The organism is Pseudobacteriovorax antillogorgiicola (assembly GCF_900177345.1).
In the GTDB taxonomy this organism is placed as follows: Bacteria; Bdellovibrionota_B; Oligoflexia; order Oligoflexales; family Oligoflexaceae; genus Pseudobacteriovorax; species Pseudobacteriovorax antillogorgiicola.
Genome location: NZ_FWZT01000011.1, coordinates 142,544 through 160,454, shown reverse-complemented (window position 1 = coordinate 160,454; position 17,911 = coordinate 142,544). Strand labels below are relative to the sequence as shown.

Sequence of the window (17,911 nt, the reverse complement as noted above, 5' to 3'; positions counted from 1 at the left end):
TAACAGGTGGTGTTTGACTTCCAGCCCAATGATCAGCAGGCTGTTTTTTATTGTAGTCTTTCTCATGGTGCACCCCGCTTATGGGGGTGTTCATTACCAAATCGGTGTTCAGGTGCCTGAGGGTGCCTTACGCTCTCCCGAGCCTATCGCGGGGCAAACGAAGATTCGATGGCAAGACTCGTCAGAGTTTGTTTGCTTTTACTTTGCCTACAATGACCCAAGCTATTTCTGGGACCCATCCCGCAATATCAATCGTTCCATGAACAAAAACAAAAGCTTTCAACCAACCCAGGGGCGAATGGAGTTACTGTCCCAGCATCCCGGTGCGGTTTGGCAAGGACCGATTCTAAAGCTACCGAATCGAGGCCAAGAAAGCTTCGAATTCTCCTTTATTCTTCCTCAGTGGCCTGATCGAGCCCGACAGCAATTTCTATTTCATCAATTTTATCCTCAGAAGCTCGGTTCATGTCCAGCTGAAGATGGGGGGCAAGGTTTAGATTTTCCCAATGCCGAATTCAAACTTTCAGTTTTGTATCCGAGGCGCTGGGTGATGACGACACCTGGTTTTCATAACCAAAACGAAATTCGAATGTCTGGCAGGAATGCGACATTCAACCTATCTCTCGATCATAAGGTCGAACATTTCTTTGTTGACAAGATTCCGGTGACCATTGTTTACCGCTCGAAGTATATGAGCCGAGCTAAGTTTTATTTACAGAGTTTCTTGAGACAGGCTCAGGGGATGTTGGGAGAGTTTCCATTTCCTAGGCTATTGTTTTTGGAAACAGAAGAGCTTGAAAAGGGGGCAATTCCCGGTGTGATCACGATGAATCGGCCTCGACAAGCTGGAATGCGTTTGATTCAAAATGATCTTTTGAATTGGGGGTTATGGCAACTTGCGTTTTATACTAGCCAGCAATGGTTCGGGGCGTCCCTTCAGCCAGCCAATCCTCAAGACGGTTGGTTCTTTCGAGGCTCCGCTGACTTTATAGCAAGTCTACTCCTGCAAGCTGATCAGAGAATCTATAATATCATCAACTCAGACGATGGTCGCCCATGGGTTTTGTTTAATCACCGACAGAGTGCAGACTTAATTGCTTCCATCTTAAATATCTTGAAGCCTGAAAACGCCCTTACTGACGAAGTGCTTAAAACGCGGATCAGCTACTTTGAACAGCATAACTTCAATTATATTCGCCACCTGCTTGCGTTGCGCTACGCCTATTGGCGAGATAGAGAAGCGTTCATGGCTGCGCTCAAGGAGTTTACAGAAACCTACCGCGACCGCAATGTGGATCAGCGAACATTTATTACATTTCTTCACAAGGGTTCAGCAATCAGGCAGAAACTGGCTGAGGAAGTTTCTAAGTGGTGGACTAGCTCAGCCTGGCCAGACTTCGACCTTGACAATGTTGATATCAACGAGTCTCAAGGAGAGCGACGCTTGGTCCTGAAAGTCGACCAAAACCCAGCCTTTCGTTTACCCTACGATGTTGAAGTTACGTGGGGTGATGGCCAGAAGCAGAGTATTCGAGCTGAGGCCACAGACAAGATAGTTGAAGTAAAAATTGATGGGGAGCGATCTGTGGATCGCGTCGAGATTAATCCAGGGCGGGAGATTTTTGATTCCAATCGATTTAATAACCACAATGAATGGCCTGATGTCGTATTTTTTCCGGGGAATGCTGACACAATCCGTGATGATGCTTATACGGTGGTGTGGTTTCCCTTTCCTTCCAAACTACCAGGGGAAGAGCTATCGTTGATGCTGAGTAGCCAGATCTTTCGCTATGTGAATTCTGGCTTGACGATCTTGTTTGCCCACGTTCCGAGTGAGAATCGTACAGGCTATAATGCAATGTTTTTGACAGACTTACCAGAGTACTCGCTTTTTACAGCACTGAGTGCAGTTCAAGATTTTGGGGCCTCTATGAAGGGCCAGAGGATTTTGGATTGGAACGTGACTCGCTCCAATCTTCTTAAAAGTACCACAGATGTAACCTTGGGCTTGCGCTTTCGCTATCGTGGAGAGATTGCCCATAGCGCAGCCAATCACGGTACGAGTGCTATATCCCTGAATGTGAGCCCTCAATCCTGGTCGTCTTGTGACTTCAAGGTCTTCGGGATTTACGAACGCTCCTTTGCGGCACAGGAGTTTTCCTATCATAGGAGTTTTGGGATTGGCAACTGGGGCTGTCGCCTCAAGTCTGTTGGTTTGGGACTTAGGGGGTTTTGGGGGGCTGTAGAAGAGCGAGGTACCCCACCTAGCTATGTCCGCTTCAATCCGCAGACCTTAGACGAAGGACGGATGAGGATCGATGAGCCAGTCCTCACTGAAGTTCCGCGGCTTTGGACAGCAAGTGTTGATATCGATTTCCCGGCATATATTCCCTTGCCGTCAGCTTTATTCCTTTTGCCGAGACATAGTCGCTGGCGTCTTTTTTATGACTATGGGCAAGGACTTGGGTCTGATGAGATCTATGAGGACTTTGGAGTCGGTTTCAAGTTGCCCTTCGGAGGTGATGTGGTGGGGAAGCGGAGTCTTTCCTTGGCTAGCCTTTCGATCCTAGCTGTTCTACAAAAAAGATATGAGGGAAAAAAGTCCAGTTCTCCAGGAATACTGATCGACTTTTTGGGGAAGCTCTAGGAACAGGAAAGGCTCATCGAATTTGGATAGTTTAGACCTAAAGCCACAGGCAGCTATCAGAGATCTGTTGCTGCAACGATTTCTGAAAGTTATCACCGTGTCTGGGCCACCTTACCTTCTTATGACCCTGATGTTTGAAACCCTTTGGGGTTTTTCAGGAATCCTTACCGCGTACCTATGTGCTATGTCGGCGTGGGTTTGGAGGTGGAAAAGAAGGAACTATGTGGCCTCTCATTGCGCCACATGGTCATTGTGGTTTGCCGTTGCTCATAATATTTGGTTTACCGGAGGCTCTCATTCACCAGTGATGTTGTGGTTTGCTCCGGCCAGCCTTTTGGCAATCTTTCTCTTGGGTCGGGGGTGGGGACTTGCAGCGGTATTGGGCGCAGTTCTATACATCAGCTTCATAGTTCTAATAGAAAAGCTAGCGCCGAACTTAATCAGAAGTGACCTTGGCTCAGGTCTTCTCGCCGAAACTTATCGTTATCTTTCAGTCTGCTTGCCCCTGCTGGTTTCTGCCTCGTTCGGGTATCTCACCATGTGGCAGTACGAACAGGCAAGAAGCGCTTTGGATGAGAGCCAGCGTTGGTTTCGAGGTATCATCGATTCACTTCCCGTTGGAGTGATCATTGAGAACCAGGATGGTCTTATTGTTCAAGGCAATCGCGAAGCCCAGCGCATTGTGGGGGTAGATTTGGAAACTTTGCAGGGGGCAGCGGCTACAGCGATTTTGGGAGTCCAAAATTCTGAGCTCGCCCGATCGATAGCTGAGGATGGGCAAGATATCGATGTCTCGCGGCCTGGACAAAAGGCTTTACCAGTTCATCTTAATGCCGCAAAGCTAGAAGGTTTCGATCAATTCACCATAATTAGTTTGGTGAATCGCAACCAGCAGAAAAAGTTAGAGCGGGAGGTAAAAGAGAAGGAGGCCAAGGCGATTGTTGCTGCTCGCTTGGCATCCCTAGGAGAGATGGCTGGTGGCATTGCCCATGAAATCAACAACCCGTTGGCAATCATTACTGGATATACGTCGCGGCTTACGCGCCTCATTCACAAGGATCGTTATGAGCCCGATCATTTCATCAAGCTCCTGGGTAATATCGATCGTACCAGCAAACGTATTTCGCAGATTATTAACGGCTTGCGTATCATCTCACGGAATTCAGATGGAGAAGGCTATGAGTATCAAGCCATGATTCAAGTGGTCGAAGATATTTCTGGAGTTTCGTTCGAGAAGTTTAATAGTCATGGAGTTGAGATCCGTATCGATCGTGAAAACCAGGACTTCTTCGAGAGATTTTATTTTCGACGAGTTCAAGTAGCTCAAGTTCTTATGAATCTATTGAACAATGCCTTTCATGCCGCACGAGAACAAGCTGATAAGTGGATTGAGATCCAAGCACGGATTAACAACCAAAAGTTTCAGCTGGCCGTCATCGATAGCGGCTCTGGAGTTCCAAAGGAGATTGAGGAGAAAATCTTTGACCCGTTTTTTACAACGAAAGAGGTGGGGGAAGGAACGGGTCTTGGTCTAGGTATTTCGCGATCGATGATTGAAGATCATGGTGGTCAGCTTTTTTTGGATCAATCATCGCCTCACACAAGGTTTGTGATTGAGCTGCCTATGCATGAATGATGAGTGGCTCATGGCTAAGCACCTAAGCAGCGGCTTTGCCGCGCTTCTTGCGCTTATCGTTAGTCTCCGTGATGGCCCGAAGGAGCTTGCAGTGTTGTAGCAACCGAGGGGCGATTTTCTTGTTGACTTTGTAGCCGACCGTGCCCTCTGCTAGCGGCACCACAGCAACGGCTTCGTCAAGACCCTCAATAATATGTTGCACCTTACCCCAATTCTCTGTGCGATAGGCCATACTCATTCCTTCCGATTCTAGCTCAGTGAATGGTATAGTCATGGCTTCGTAGGCCGAAGTTTTTGTAATGCGAATCATAACTTCAACCATATCAACAACACCTTGTGGAAAAGCCTTGATCCGATTGTCTTGCTTCCGAACGGCGTTGATAAAATTCACAAATCGCTCCACGGACCCTCGATTCTGGATTGTAAATACCGGCTTATTATAGCTATTTTTCGTTACTCCAAGGAGTCCACCTTCCACCAACCGATTGCAAAGCTCATGGATGCTACCTTCTGGTTGGCCTAAAATTCCAGCGATTTCTTTTTCTGCAAGTTCCCGCTCCATAGACCAGGTCTTCAGCTCCTTGGTGCCGAGTTTGTACCAGAGCAAGTTGATGATATTCAGGGCTTTCTTTAGTTCTTCGATGGGGTTGATATTGCCCTTGTACTGGGCTTCCATATCTTCGAGGCGAAGATTGGTGTCTCTAAGTCTAGAAGACAGCGTCGCCATCAAGGACACAAACCACTTCGGAATCTGCTTTAGGATTTTTGAAAAATCAGCATTGCTAATAACGCTGACTTCACACTCTTCAACAGCACGGGCTGACGCGGATCGGGGCTTTTTATCAAATAAGGCCATCTCACCGATCATAGCTCCTTCGCTGACCGTTGCTAGTGGGATTTCGTTGCCGCCCTTGTCGAGGTAGATGAGAATTTTACCCTTGCGAACAACGTACATGCCATTTGATTGATCGCCTTCTTTGAAAAGAATTGTTCCTTCTTCTAGAATGCGATTTTTGCCTGCCAATAGACTGGTCCTCTAACTTATAGGTTCTCCCTCTAATCGGAAGAAGCGCACATAGGTTAACGGTCGAGGCCTTTTGATCTGCTTATGCCATTAAAATAATTGGTCATTCTAATGGAAGAGTGGGTCGCTCTCCCTCGGTGGCTTCTTTTTTGAGGTGTAAATCCAGTCGAGGTGCTCCTGGTGCTTTAAGGTGGCATTGTGGGAGGTGCAGGTCTTCGCAGCCTCCTGAATCCCGCAGGCTAATGTTTCAAAACTTCGTGATCGTAGAATCTGGGGCGCGAAAAAAGGATCGGGAAGACTGCTTCTTAGGTAGTTCCAAATCATTTTCACCCGACCCATTACAAAATGGGGTAGTTCCAAAGTCTCCCAAGCTTGACTGGTGCCTAGAAAGCCTTGCAGCCTCTCAAACACGGAGCGCCATGCTTCACCGTTGGTCCCGCATGAGTTGGTGAAAATCCCTTCTTTAGCAGCAGCAAAGAGTAGATCTTCGTGACGAAGAGATAGTATGTAAAGGGACCCAAGGACTGCTAAACTACCAACCAGAACCTCTGCTGTAACTGTTTGCAAGCTTTGGCTCCGTAGTTCGTTAAATAGCCACGGATTGCGAAGTGCACCCCGAGCGATGATGAGGCTATCAATGCGATCGAGATAGGGACCTGCGTCAATAACCGAAGAGGCCGAGGTAATATCGCCAGATGGAATCACAGGATATGGCAGGGAGCGACTCGCCTCGGCGATCATCTGCCAGCGACTTAGTCCATCGTACCGTTGGGCACGAGTTCGTCCGTGGATGGTGACATGATGCAGGGGGAGTCCTTCTATAGCCTGGAGTAGATCGCGAAACTCTTTGTGAGATTCGAACCCTGTCCTCATTTTCACGCTTAGACGCCCAGGGCCTAACTCTCGGGAAATATGTTCGACGAAGTCTGCGAAGGTCTGTGGATTTTTCAATAGACTACTTCCCGCCATGCTGCCTACGGCATTGGGTGACGGGCAGCCGCAGTTTAAGTCAACGAAGGGGCTGTGCTCTAGAACTCTTTCTGCGACTCTGAGAAAGTCTGCGGGCGATGAGGCCATGAGCTGTGGTGTCAGCGAATAGCTTGTAACATCTCTAAGTTCATCCAGTTCGGGTGCAAACGCTCTCGGGATACGAGCCTTGGGATACGTGGGGGTAACTCTTAGAAATGGAGTTCCTGCAAAGCTAGGGGCCGATGTTAGACTCATCCAAAGCCGGAATGGCAGATCTGACACACCTTCCATGGGTGCGAGTCCAAAATTGGCGGATGGAAATGACTTCAAAATTGCGGATTCCATGTCATAATAGGTGTGTATATAAGGCGCTCTTAGCGCAGAAACATGGCAAATCTACCGGGAATAGGTGGAATTATCAAGGGCCAGATGATGGGGACTAAGCCTTCGGTATTCCAGTAGGTAATCGGGCTTTTTGGGCGATGGTAGAATTGCTTACTGTCAAGAGATTTTCATAGCTAATATTGACTTTCTCTGAAAAGCTTTGTTAATGTGCCGGAATTACAGTCATTTATGGCGCATAGCTGTCTGGATGGCTATGTTATGATGGATGAAATCAAGAACTAATGATCGAAACTGCGATCTCGAAGCCATCAAGTCCCCTAAGCGAGAGGCAAGAAAACTTAAATGGGTAAAGCGCTAATTATCACAGAGAAGCCGAGTGTCGCACGCGACATCACTAAAGCCTTAGGAGGCTTTGAAGAGAAGAAAAAAGGTGATTACTTCGAGAGCGACGAGTTTGTTTGCACCTATGCGGTGGGTCATATTCTAACTTTGTTTGCACCAGAGGATATCAAGCCACAGTATAAGCGCTGGCGACTGGCAGACTTGCCGATCATTCCCGAAGAGTTTCAAACCAAGCCGGTACCAAAACAAGAGTCACGGTTAAAGGTGATCTCTCGGTTGATCAATCGCAAAGATGTCGACACTTTAATCAATGCTTGTGATGCCGCCCGCGAAGGTGAGCTGATCTTTCGTGAAATTGTAAAACATGTGGGCTCGGAAAAGCCAATCCGCCGACTGTGGCTTCAATCCATGACCAAGCAAGCGATCCTCACTGGATTTAAAAATCTTGAGGATGGTCTGAAATATAATGGACTCGCTGCGGCCGCTGAATGCCGGGCCAATGCAGACTGGTTGATCGGTATGAATGCGACACGGGCGTTAACCGTGCGACTTAAATCCCGCAATCAACGAGGGGTGAGCTGGAGTGCAGGACGGGTGCAAACACCCACTCTAGCCTTGCTGGTCAAACGTGAGCTTGAGGTATTAGATCACGTGCCTGTTGCTTATTGGAAAGTGACTGCCAAGTTTCAGGCTGGAAATGAATACGACTCTACATGGTTTGATCCCGATTTTGATCGAAAAAACGCTACCCGTGATCAAAAAGAAGACCGTATCTTTGAGAAGGAAAAAGCCGAAAAGATAGTTGCTGCCGTTACGGGGCAAGAAGGCTTAGCTAGAGAAATTCGCAAGCCTTCACCAAAGAAAGCACCGCCACTCTTTGACCTTACATCCTTACAGAGAGCGGCTAACACTCGCTTTGGTTGGTCTGCGACGCGCACGTTGCGAGCGGCCCAGCGTTGCTATGAAACTCATAAGGTTCTTACTTATCCGAGAACAAGTTCAAAGCATCTCCCGAATGATTACCGAGAGGAGGTAGACAAGGTCCTAAAGATCTTCTCTGACGATCAGAACTATGGGCCTCATGCACAAACCCTTCTTGATAAGGGCTTGCTCAACGACGATAAGATTTTTGATGATGCAAAGGTCACCGATCACTTTGCCATCATCCCTACTGGAGAGTTAAAAAACGATCTGGAGGGAGATGACGGCAAACTATACGATCTAGTGTCACGCCAATTTATGGCAGCGTTCTACCCGCCAGCGATTTATGAAGATGTTGAGCGTATTACCGAGGTGAAGGGCTATTCGTTTCGGAGCAAACCACCGAAGGTTCTTAAAGAGCCTGGATGGGAGGCTGTGTTTGGCAAGAAAGCAGGTGGCCCTGAGGAAAGCTTCCCACCGCTGGTTGAGGGACAAGATAAGTCAGACAACGTTAAAGTTAACAATCTTAACAGCGAATCGGAAGAGTTTGCTACAAAGCCGCCGAGCCGGATTTCTGAAGCAGGGCTTTTGTCGTTGATGGAAAATGCCGGCCGGCAGGTTGAAGACGCCGAGCTTGCAGAAGCTCTCAATAGCGCTGAAGGCTTAGGTACGGCAGCGACCCGAGCGGATATTATCGAGAACTTAAAGAATCGAGAGTATGTCGATGCGAAACTAAGACCTACTCCAAAGGGCATTCGCTTGATCGATGTGCTCGATCGGATTCATGCCAGTCGCTTGACTTCAGCTAAACTTACTGCCGAGCTAGAGCTATTCCTCAACGATGTTGAGAAAGGCGTCAGGACTGGCGATGGCTTTATGTCTGAAATTGCTAATTATGCAGAAGATGTAGTTGTTGCCACCCGAGACTTTGATTGGGACGAGATATATAAGGACGAAGATCCAGTCGGCAAGTGCCCTAAGTGCCAAAAAGATGTTTTCGAGAAGGCTTGGTTCTACGGTTGCACAGAAAGTACCAAGCGGGTCGGCAAAAAGAACTGCGACTTTCTAGTTTGGAAAGATAACAATGGTCGCTACATCAATCGTCAGGTGGTGCGGGATCTCCTTGAAAAAGGCGAAACCGGCGAGTTAGATGGCTTCAAAAACGCCAGTGGCAAGGAGTATAAGGGTATTCTGACCATTGAAAATGGGACAGTGACTCGGAAAACCACCTCTGATGCTATTCCGGGGCCAGACGAAACCTTTGAAGTTAATCCCGAACCCATCGCTCCATGTCCGAACGCTATGGACGAAGGCTGCTTGGTTGTTGAAACCCCTCACGACTTTGTCTGTAAGCACAAGGCTGAGGCCAAAGAAGGGGAAGAGAGTACCGGCTGTGGCTTTAAGTTCCCGCGAATGCTCTGCAAGAGAGAGATCAAGCGAGAGGAGGTTGAAGCCTATCTAAAAGATGGCGAGACCCCTGTGATGGCTGGGTTTGTCTCCAAACGAGGGCGAAAATTTGCTGCGAAGCTGGTCATGGAAAAAGGTGGTGATAGCTTCCGCTTCGAGTTCCCACCAAGGGCGAGCAAGAAGAAAAAAGAAGATGAAGAAGCTACTCAAAGCGAAGAGTCGCAATCCAGCGAAGCAAAAACTGCAGACGACAAGACTAGCAAGCCATCGAAGAAGAAAGTTAAGAAGTCTGAGGCCAGCGAATCATAGAACTGAGCCCTGCTCAGGCAGGGCTTGGCTAAATAGTTAAGAATTGTTAGACTGTTCCTTTAGTGCCGTTATTTTGCGAGTAAAAGCTATGACGGTCACCCACCTATCCGCGCCCCCTCCAGTCGTTAAAAGGGGTTAACAAAAATTAACCATGCAAACAGTTTACAATCACTTCATTCAGATGCAAGCTATTGGTTAGTACTTTGTACCAATTGTTAGTAGGCTTGAGTTCTTTGTTGATCTCATCGTGCTAAATGGCGTTCTCATGGCGGTCATACTCCATGGGACTTTTGTGTTCTGCCATCACTGCAAGATTTGATCGTACCGCAAAGCTCAGAATATTAACACAATATTGTTTTGACAGGATTCTGGTTAAAAAATCCATAGTCGTGATTCGTTACGCCTTTTTAAGTAGGGCTTGGCTCAGGGCAGTGGATTTTTTAGGCGGAATTTGGACGAGGGATTATTGTTTAACAATTACATGCGAGTGGCGAGTTATGACGACATCAATACTAATTCTTAACGATCTGCCGGTAATTCGCGAAGGTCTAACGGCAATTTTAGACCGAGCGGAAGATGTGAACGTAGTGTCATCTGGGCCTTCATCTTTCAATGTCAGGGAGCTAGTTCAGAGGCTACAACCAGACATTCTGATGTTGGATCTTCAAATCCTCGGTTCGATCTTTCAGATCGCAAACGATGCGAAGGAAAGTAAACCAGGGTTAAAAATCATTCTCACCAGCTCGCTACCACTACCCGAGCATCGTCGCCAAGCCGAACGAGTTGGAGCCAAAGGTTTGGTATCTTCTTTCGACGATGTTCAGACACTTGTAGACAGTATCAAAGAAGTGCAAGGGGGGAATGTCTTCTTCCCGGCGAATCAGGATTCTCGCACTATGGTGACTAAGCAGCGAGAGGGTGTAAACAACCGAATGGAGCATCCTCTGAGCCCACGAGAGGTTGATGTTTTATGCTGCGTAGCGCAGGCAATGACGGCAAAAGAGATTGCTCGCGATCTGCATATCAGTGTGAAAACCGTCGATCGGCACAAAGCTAACATCATGAATAAGTTGAGTATGAGATCTCAGATTGAACTCGCACGTTATGCGATTCGAAATGGTTTTGTAGAAGCTTAAAAAGAAGGCCGTGAGGCCTTCTCGTTTCAATCGCGGAAGTCTTGAGATTTCGAGTTCTTCTTCAAGTCGGCCATCAACTGATTGATTTTTTCGAGACTTGACTTGATGCGTTGCATCCGATCTCCAAAATCTTCAGTTTGAGGTCTCTTGAAGTGAGGACTACCAGTAACCTTTCCATCTAAATGGCTTACATGTAAAGGTAGGCGGCCTCTTCCAATTTCTTTTTCGTTTTCTTTTTTCTTACGAAATGCATTAAAGTCTACAACATTCTGGTCCATACAACACAACTCCAACAACAGCAACAGGTACAACAGGCAACAGCAGGTAACAACAAAGTACAAAGAGCAACAAATAACAGGTAACGGTACAGTAAACTTCCAGATTGAAAAGGTCTAACGACAGTCGGAGGGACTATCGGGACTTTAGTGTTTTAGTCGGTAAGAGCGAATCACGCCACGGTTGGCTTTAGATCGTTCTTTTTGTTGACGACCAGAATTCTCAGCATTCTTTTTCATGATCGTTTCAAAGTCATAGCTTTCATCTTCTTTAGTTTTAGCAGTGGGCTTCTCAGCCTTCTTTGGGCGGTCGAAGATAGAGACCACCTTGTTTTCATTTTCAGTTTGCATAACGACCTCCAAGACTTTTCAGGTTGCGTAAACAGCTCTAGTTTCAGCAGGGAATTATCCCACATGAAAATTAAAGCAAGTCCTGTGCCACAGATGCCTAGGGGTAGCCAGTAATTTGGCCTTTGATCAGTTGTCTTATTGGCTACTTAGCATGGGCATCTTGGGAACTCCCAAGACATGAGCTGTTAGTAGCCATAACAAATGTCTAGGAACTTGGCAAATTCAAATGAAGATCGAAAAAAAGCCAAGGATTTTCATAGCTGTTATAAAAAACTTTAAATCTAGGGGCTTAGGACCAAATGGGTGATTGGACCCCCTCTAGTACCGGGGTCATGGTTCGTGATATCCTTGGGATAACAGGGGTTTAGATGATAGTACGGAGGAAGTTGGGACATGGATTTTTTTCAATTGCAAGGTGCTCATGCTGCCATTCAGAAGAACTTTCATCGCTACTACGACCCCAGCCGCGTGAGCCAAGCAGTTCGTGATTCCCATAAGCTTCGCGAGTTAGGCCGAGGTCGCCATTTCTCAAGCCGGCTTTTCAGGACAGAGGACTTCGATTACGTTCTGAGTCTTGCGCATCGAAAGTTTGTAACCGGGGCAGAGCTTCAGCGATGGTTCCAGGCGATGGAGCGCCTCCGGCAATGTGATCACCCCCTGATTCCTCCGTTGGAGTGGGGGCAGCTAGACGATCTATGCTACTACGTTTCACCCTATTGTGGAGAGCCTTTTGCTGGCTCTCGACAGGATCTAGATATGCTGCTTGAAGACCTTGCCAAGAAACTCTGGGACCATGGGCTATATTATGACGATTATTGGCAAATTCGGTGTCTCAGCGGACACCCTATGGTGATTGACTGGTCGGATTTGCAGCTCACTGCAATGGCTATTCGATAACCTGAAGAATTTCTGGAATCTCGCGATAACGTTCGTCTAAGTCGAGCCCGTAACCAATCACAAACTCGCGGCTTATTTCGAAGCCAACATAATCGATCGTATGAGTCATTTGGTGGGCTTCTGGCTTGCTTAGGAGCGAGCAGACTTTGAGGGATTTCGGGTTGCTTACCTTGAATAGGTTAATCAAGTAGTCAATGGTTAGCCCGGTGTCGATGATATCTTCCACCAACAGAATGTTTCGACCAGCAATGTCCATTTTGAGATCGTTCGTGATCCGGACATGGCCTGTGGAGCTGGTGCCTTCGTAACTTGAGACGCCAATAAAGTCTATTTCTAAAGGGCTGTTAATGGATCGAATCAAGTCGGCCATGAAAATAAAGGAGCCTTTTAAAACCCCAATCACGACAATGGGCTCATTCCCGTAGTCCTGAGAGATTTGCTTGCCTAGCTCCTCGATGCGGGCTTGAAGCTGGTCTTTCGAAAACAGAACCTTGGTATTGAGATTTTCCATCTTAACTCCTAAATTTTCAGAAAAGGGGTGGTCAGTACTCTCTTATAGGATGGGCCAGATCTCGACAAAACTTCCAAGCGATGCCAAGTGCTCTGGCGGCGGGGTTGAAATTTTGCCGTAACATGGTTTTCTGCCGAGCTTTTCGACCCCGAAACAGTATTGGAATAAACTACTTCAGCGCTCTCGTCAATCACCCGTACGATGAACTCTTCGGTGTCGTTTGTGGCTTGACTCATCCAGTTCAATCTCGCGATCACAAATGGGCTTTGTCTTTCGATTGCCAGCGAATTGGGAGTGCTTTCTGATTGGGATAGAATGAGCTTCAGATCTTGCGCTGGTAGTAATCTGATATGGGCATCTTTGGAAATACCGTGGAGTTGTTCCCATAGTCTGATAAAAGTCTCGCGCCGTACTGGGCTTTTGCAAGTTCTAAGATCGATTTCATCGATACCTGCGGCCCGTGTCAGTAGCAAAAGTTCGAATTCATTCCGCCCTTCGTCACTGCATTCAAGCCTTAAACGGGCCTTGGGGTGATATTGCCTGAGAAACCTTGGAAGAAGCAAGGCTGCCGGACCTCGATTCTGGCTTTGAAACGCTTGCCATTGGCTTGCAAATTCATCCACGGGCTGGCTTTGAAAGATGCGAAAAGCCAAGCCATGTTGTGGGTCGACCCAGTGTGCACTAGCTATTTCGGCCTGGGTCTCAGGCTGTTGGGTGGCTTGGTCTTGGCTTTTAGGAATTGGTTGAATTCGTTGGAGACGTATCGTAAGGCCATCCGCTTTAACGGGTTTCAGGTCTTCTTGGTCGATGCCAGCGAAGATAGGTTGGCTCGAAGTCTTGGGGATAATAAGGCGGGTTTGATCCACGATTGGCAAGCTAGTAATACTAGCCTCTGGACTGTTGCCTAGGTGTATTGTCGTATGGTCACCACTGGATTCGATTCTAAGATCTACTTGGTCTGGGGGAACGATCAAGAGGCAGTCCAAGAACCCCTGTTCTGGACTTTCCGGAAGGCATTGATTGTAGCGACTGTGAATAAAGGGTAGGGCCTGCCTGCCCGATCGGTTGAAGACCAAAGGTATTGTGTTGGTTCCCTGAATCCCACGATCAACGAAGGCAAGCTCGGTGCTCAGAGGCTTCTTATTGATGTTAATTGCTGTTGGAATAATTAAATCAAGGCTTTGAAAGCCATCTCGAAAAGACAGTTGGTTTTCCTTTGCATGAGACTCAGCGAACTGATTGTCAAACGAGAAAACCGGCGCAGATAGTGTTCCATTAGTGATGGTTTTGAGGCTGGCAATATGAAGCTTGTCATGAACTGCAAGTATGATGATAAGGATGTCCTTTTCGCTACTAAGCTCGTAGCGCAAGGCCTTATGCTTGTCGCGGGTTAAGGCTTGGATGCCCGATAGCTGCCAGTTTTTTTTGGGGTCATGGTGCCGCAATCTGATCTTGCTAAGGGAAGACTGGACCTGCCAGCCTTGATCAGACCAAAGGAAACTCTCAAGGATCAAGTCCTGATATTTTAAAGAGTTTTTCAAGGGTGGAACACCGCTACTTACCAGGTGAAGGCTAGGATTTGCCAGCAGCCAGTGACCGATATAGTGGCCTAAGTGAGGGAATTTTTTAGCAAGTTGTGGTGTAATCGGCTCAGCGTGGTAGGATGAGGCGTCAGGTTCCTCGGGAATGTAACTCCAAGTCTGTAACTGGGGGGGCGGGAGGGCCTGCATCTCCTGGCTATTTTCGGTTATACATCCTGAAATCAATAGGAAAATTGCTGATAGTCCAAAACGAAGCATAGCTAGAGACCAATCGTTTTTTAAGTTTTTGTAAAATTTTGTTGACAAGATCTCACTTTTTTGAGATCGTGGCAGAGGTTTTCTCGCCTTTGTTCGAATTAAGAAACAATATAGGGGCTTTTGCCTATGTCTCAAGAAATCGAGAAGGAATTTAAATCCAATAAGGTTAAACGACTTCCTCCTTCTGTACTCAAAGACATTGAGTTGAAAAATCATGCTAGACGCCTTGCTGGTCTATCGCCCATTCGTGTAAAGGTCCGCACTTGCATCGCCTGTGGCACTCTTTTTGAGTCAGCTGGTAACCGAACTTGTGGTTGCAATACCCGCAGCACTGGCTACATCGCTGGCCGCGAAATCATTTAATAACCCCATTTTAAAGCTTCTTCCCAAGTTTGCAACAGTTGGAATTAACTGTGAAAGGTAATCCTTTTTTAAAGGCTTACCTTAATCTATCCGATGCTTGAGCAAACCCTGTGGGAGACGCTTGATGGCGATCCAGTTTAACCGCAAACCTTACAAAGTCACCTATTACAAAGATGGTGAGCGCAAGACGATCCGCCGGGTTCCGCCTCCAAAGCTCCATGATATGTTACCGAAAGATAAGGTTTCGCTGACCCGAGGCAAGAATGATGACTTTGAAACTGGTGATGAATTTACCGTAAAACACATCAACCAGCGTCATCCCAATGTTTTGCAGGTGACCAATGACGATGGTCGTAGCACCTTTATTGATTACTACGACCTCAAGTTGGAGCAGAAGATTGCGAAACGTAATGGAGTGGATCCTCTCGACTTCCCTGAGAATAACCGCTACCTCAGATGGCCTTAACTAGGTGCACTGATCCAGATCTGCGAAAACAATGTTGTTCTCGTCATAATTCTGCAAGAACAGCTCTTCGACCTTCCAGCCTTGTAGCTTGCCACTTTCCCCATAGACCAGGGCTCTTAAAAAGTGCTGACCATTGCCATTGGGCCCTCGGGCATAAAGCATGGTTTGGATGGAAAGGTCGTCAGTATCGCGGATGAAGTGGGTTTGTAGAGTCGTCCAGACGACCTTATTGTTTTCGCAGCGCTCCATATACTCCAAAGAAACTTTGGTGGCACCACGAATGAACTTAAGGTTAAAGTTGATAGGGCTTCCTGCCTGGTAGATCCTGTTGGCCTGGACAAAGTTGAACTCAGCGATGCCTCCTAACTGATCTTGGTCGATGACGTAGGTCCAGAAAATATTTTTATCGTAATCGGGTATGTCTCCCCAGCGGTAGGTCTCGCTTGGCCCTTGGTTTTGAAACTGCACACCACCTGGAATTCCTGGGGTGCGGCAACTAGAAGCGTTCACATTGGGATTGTCTTGCTTCATCAAATCACAGATACCCGGAACGATCTTACCCAAGGTTTGAAGTTGGTAGTTGCTGACCCACTGGGGGTTGCTTTTCTGCCGAACTCCCTCTACGTAGCGGCCGCTATCGCCAACGAGCATGATGACAACTGCATTTTGAATGGACTCGGTTTGACCTCGGGTATCGGTTAGCAAGACTGGCACGCGATGCTGCTGAATTTTAAGTGGGTTGGGAACGATCGACTGATCAGGGGGAATCACATAGTGAGCCTGAAGCCTAGCTTCAGGTTTTTCTGTCTCACGATGCTGAATTTCAAGGCAGGCAGAAAGTGTGAAAGGACAGTGAATCACACGGATATTTTCAGGTAGATTTTGCTGATCGACGGTTTGCGAATAGGTGAGCTGCATGTAGTCGACAGAAAAAATCTCGCTTTTTTGGGTATCAAGCTGAAGGTTCTTTTGAATCTGCGATGAAAAGGCTCGATCAACAGCAATCGGGTTGGGTTCAGGCAGCAACGTGATGATCTCGCCGCTTTCGAGATCCTGCCACGTCGCTCCTCGATTAAGCATGTCGATCATTTCCAGAGCAAAGACGATCTGCACGTTCTTGCGATTTTCCTGACCATTGCGATGAAGCTGAGCCATTTGCCAGACCCAGTCGTATAGCTCATCCGGGTTGGCGACTGTTTCATCCAAACCAAGTTGCTTTTGATCCAAGGCTTTGCGGAGCCAGCGACCATAGGCTTCAATTTGCGGTTCGAGGGTCATATTTTCTGGGACTACAGATAATTCCAAAGTTTCAAAGGACAGGCCGAAGGCGGTTTCACCCACGGACATACCGAGAACGCTGTCTGCATTGTAAAGGGTTGTTGCGGGCTGGGGTGATAGGTTTGATTCCTTCAGCGCCACAGCAAGAAGAAGCCGGTAGGGAATGTTATTGTTGCTAGCGGTTATGCGTAGGCTAGTTTCGATAGGACCATAGCTAGGAGCGCCCGAGCCTCCAGAGCCGCCCTTGCCCCCGCAACGAATCCCGAGGATTGCAATGATGCACAAAAAAATGTGGGTTCTCAGGTATCTCATCGAAGTCTCCTAGTAGTGATGAACAATGCTTCGAAGCTATATGATAATTATGACATGCTTTTAAGCGGGATACTCTAGGCAGTATTTGGCAATTCACGAAAAAAATCAAAAATTTGAAAAAAAAACTTGCAATGAGATGGTGCCTGAGGCATTAAGAATGTCCACCCGATGGGGGTATAGCTCAGTTGGTAGAGCATCAGATTTGCATTCTGAGGGTCAGCGGTTCGACTCCGCTTACCTCCACCATCAAGCACCTAGGGTGGTTAAACGATAGAAAAAAAGCCTTTGTTAGTTGTCGCTAGCAAAGGCTTTTTTCATTTCTTCGAAGTGGGCTTTTTGCTGCTTTCAAGTAAAAGATTTCTGCGTCCCTAACTTTTGCAACACAAGAACAAGAAAACTATCCCAAGCTGACTGGAGCGAAAGTTCCGGTCTTGATGAGAAACCTTGGCATTTGTAGTAAGGAATCTGCTAGATTGTCATCCAGATGGAAAACTTCGAATACTAGATAAATTGAGCCCAGGTGGTAAGGGACCTTTGAGGTTATCTGTCAGAGGTTGGAAGATTGGACGGTATGTGATTAATAAATGAGGTTTCTATGACAACGAATGACGAAGTATTGGTTTATTCTCATCACTGTAAGCTAGTGTTGAATACAGATGTTGATGCGATCATGATCTATCGCCTAGTTAAAGAAAAGGCTTGGAGTTGTGAAATCGTGTACGAAGATGGTTCAAGTAGTGTCTATGAGGATCTGTTTGCATCGGACAAAAAAGCCCTCGAAGTTGCTGTTGATGATTTAACGGATGAGACAAAAGAGCAGCTAATCTTAGAACGCCATCCAGAGGTCAGTTTACCGGATCCTAGGGTGATAAGGCCTACATGGGTTTAGGAGGTTTTTGCAGTAGATTGAAATCAATAAGATC

General features: G+C 47.1%; 15 protein-coding genes and 1 tRNA gene. 9 read left to right on the top strand and 7 right to left on the bottom strand.

From position 1 onward, the window contains the following. Window positions 1-13 precede the first annotated feature (13 nt). Both B9N89_RS15740 and B9N89_RS15735 read left to right on the top strand, forming a co-directional pair. The gene (locus tag B9N89_RS15740) at window positions 14-2,647 is read left to right on the top strand and encodes a hypothetical protein (RefSeq protein WP_132320025.1); all 2,634 of its coding nucleotides are present in this window, start codon (window positions 14-16) and stop codon (window positions 2,645-2,647) included. 22 nt (window positions 2,648-2,669) lie between these two features. Next, window positions 2,670-4,283, top strand: a complete 1,614-nt coding sequence (locus B9N89_RS15735; RefSeq protein WP_132320027.1) for a sensor histidine kinase — start codon at window positions 2,670-2,672, stop codon at window positions 4,281-4,283. 22 nt (window positions 4,284-4,305) lie between these two features. Here the strand turns inward: B9N89_RS15735 and B9N89_RS15730 are convergent, their stop codons facing one another. Then, window positions 4,306-5,307: a Crp/Fnr family transcriptional regulator gene (locus B9N89_RS15730; protein WP_132320029.1), complete on the bottom strand. Its 1,002-nt coding sequence runs from the start codon at window positions 5,305-5,307 to the stop codon at window positions 4,306-4,308. 108 nt (window positions 5,308-5,415) lie between these two features. After that, a complete protein-coding gene (locus B9N89_RS15725; RefSeq protein ID WP_159455409.1) occupies window positions 5,416-6,606 on the bottom strand; it encodes a tRNA-dihydrouridine synthase family protein in 1,191 nt (396 codons plus the stop codon). Between the two features lie 357 nt (window positions 6,607-6,963). On the opposite strand from B9N89_RS15725, the gene B9N89_RS15720 reads away from it, so the two are divergent. Together B9N89_RS15720 and B9N89_RS15715 are read left to right on the top strand one after the other, a co-directional pair. Further along, a complete protein-coding gene (locus B9N89_RS15720; RefSeq protein ID WP_132320033.1) occupies window positions 6,964-9,600 on the top strand; it encodes a DNA topoisomerase in 2,637 nt (878 codons plus the stop codon). A 497-nt stretch (window positions 9,601-10,097) separates the two neighbouring features. Beyond that, the gene (locus tag B9N89_RS15715; protein ID WP_159455408.1) at window positions 10,098-10,736 is read left to right on the top strand and encodes a LuxR C-terminal-related transcriptional regulator; all 639 of its coding nucleotides are present in this window, start codon (window positions 10,098-10,100) and stop codon (window positions 10,734-10,736) included. 26 nt (window positions 10,737-10,762) lie between these two features. Here the strand turns inward: B9N89_RS15715 and B9N89_RS15710 are convergent, their stop codons facing one another. Beyond that, window positions 10,763-11,014 (bottom strand): hypothetical protein, encoded by a 252-nt coding sequence (locus B9N89_RS15710; RefSeq protein ID WP_132320037.1) that lies wholly within the window; start codon window positions 11,012-11,014, stop codon window positions 10,763-10,765. Window positions 11,015-11,158: 144 nt separating this feature from the next. Next, window positions 11,159-11,362 (bottom strand): hypothetical protein, encoded by a 204-nt coding sequence (locus tag B9N89_RS15705; RefSeq protein ID WP_132320039.1) that lies wholly within the window; start codon window positions 11,360-11,362, stop codon window positions 11,159-11,161. Between the two features lie 393 nt (window positions 11,363-11,755). On the opposite strand from B9N89_RS15705, the gene B9N89_RS15700 reads away from it, so the two are divergent. Then, a complete protein-coding gene (locus B9N89_RS15700; protein WP_132320041.1) occupies window positions 11,756-12,259 on the top strand; it encodes a hypothetical protein in 504 nt (167 codons plus the stop codon). On the opposite strand, the gene hpt is transcribed toward B9N89_RS15700, so the two are convergent. Together hpt and B9N89_RS15690 are read right to left on the bottom strand one after the other, a co-directional pair. Further along, window positions 12,249-12,770: a hypoxanthine phosphoribosyltransferase gene (gene hpt / locus B9N89_RS15695; RefSeq protein WP_132320043.1), complete on the bottom strand. Its 522-nt coding sequence runs from the start codon at window positions 12,768-12,770 to the stop codon at window positions 12,249-12,251. The two genes, B9N89_RS15700 and hpt, sit on opposite strands and share 11 nt — an antisense overlap. Window positions 12,771-12,778: 8 nt before the next feature. Next, entirely contained in the window at window positions 12,779-14,617 is a 1,839-nt protein-coding gene (locus B9N89_RS15690; protein WP_132320045.1) for a hypothetical protein, read from the bottom strand. Window positions 14,618-14,695: 78 nt separating this feature from the next. Between B9N89_RS15690 and B9N89_RS15685 the strand changes: the two genes are divergently transcribed. Together B9N89_RS15685 and B9N89_RS15680 are read left to right on the top strand one after the other, a co-directional pair. Beyond that, window positions 14,696-14,932: a hypothetical protein gene (locus B9N89_RS15685; protein WP_132320047.1), complete on the top strand. Its 237-nt coding sequence runs from the start codon at window positions 14,696-14,698 to the stop codon at window positions 14,930-14,932. Window positions 14,933-15,056: 124 nt separating this feature from the next. Further along, on the top strand, window positions 15,057-15,398 hold the full coding sequence (locus tag B9N89_RS15680) for a hypothetical protein (protein WP_132320049.1): 342 nt from the start codon (window positions 15,057-15,059) through the stop codon (window positions 15,396-15,398). On the opposite strand, the gene B9N89_RS15675 is transcribed toward B9N89_RS15680, so the two are convergent. Then, window positions 15,399-16,988, bottom strand: coding sequence for a hypothetical protein (locus B9N89_RS15675; RefSeq protein WP_132320051.1), 1,590 nt, complete (start codon window positions 16,986-16,988; stop codon window positions 15,399-15,401). A 170-nt stretch (window positions 16,989-17,158) separates the two neighbouring features. Between B9N89_RS15675 and B9N89_RS15670 the strand changes: the two genes are divergently transcribed. Next, window positions 17,159-17,234, top strand: a tRNA-Ala gene (locus B9N89_RS15670). Between the two features lie 349 nt (window positions 17,235-17,583). Next, window positions 17,584-17,877 (top strand): hypothetical protein, encoded by a 294-nt coding sequence (locus B9N89_RS15665; protein ID WP_132320053.1) that lies wholly within the window; start codon window positions 17,584-17,586, stop codon window positions 17,875-17,877. Window positions 17,878-17,911: the final 34 nt, after the last annotated feature.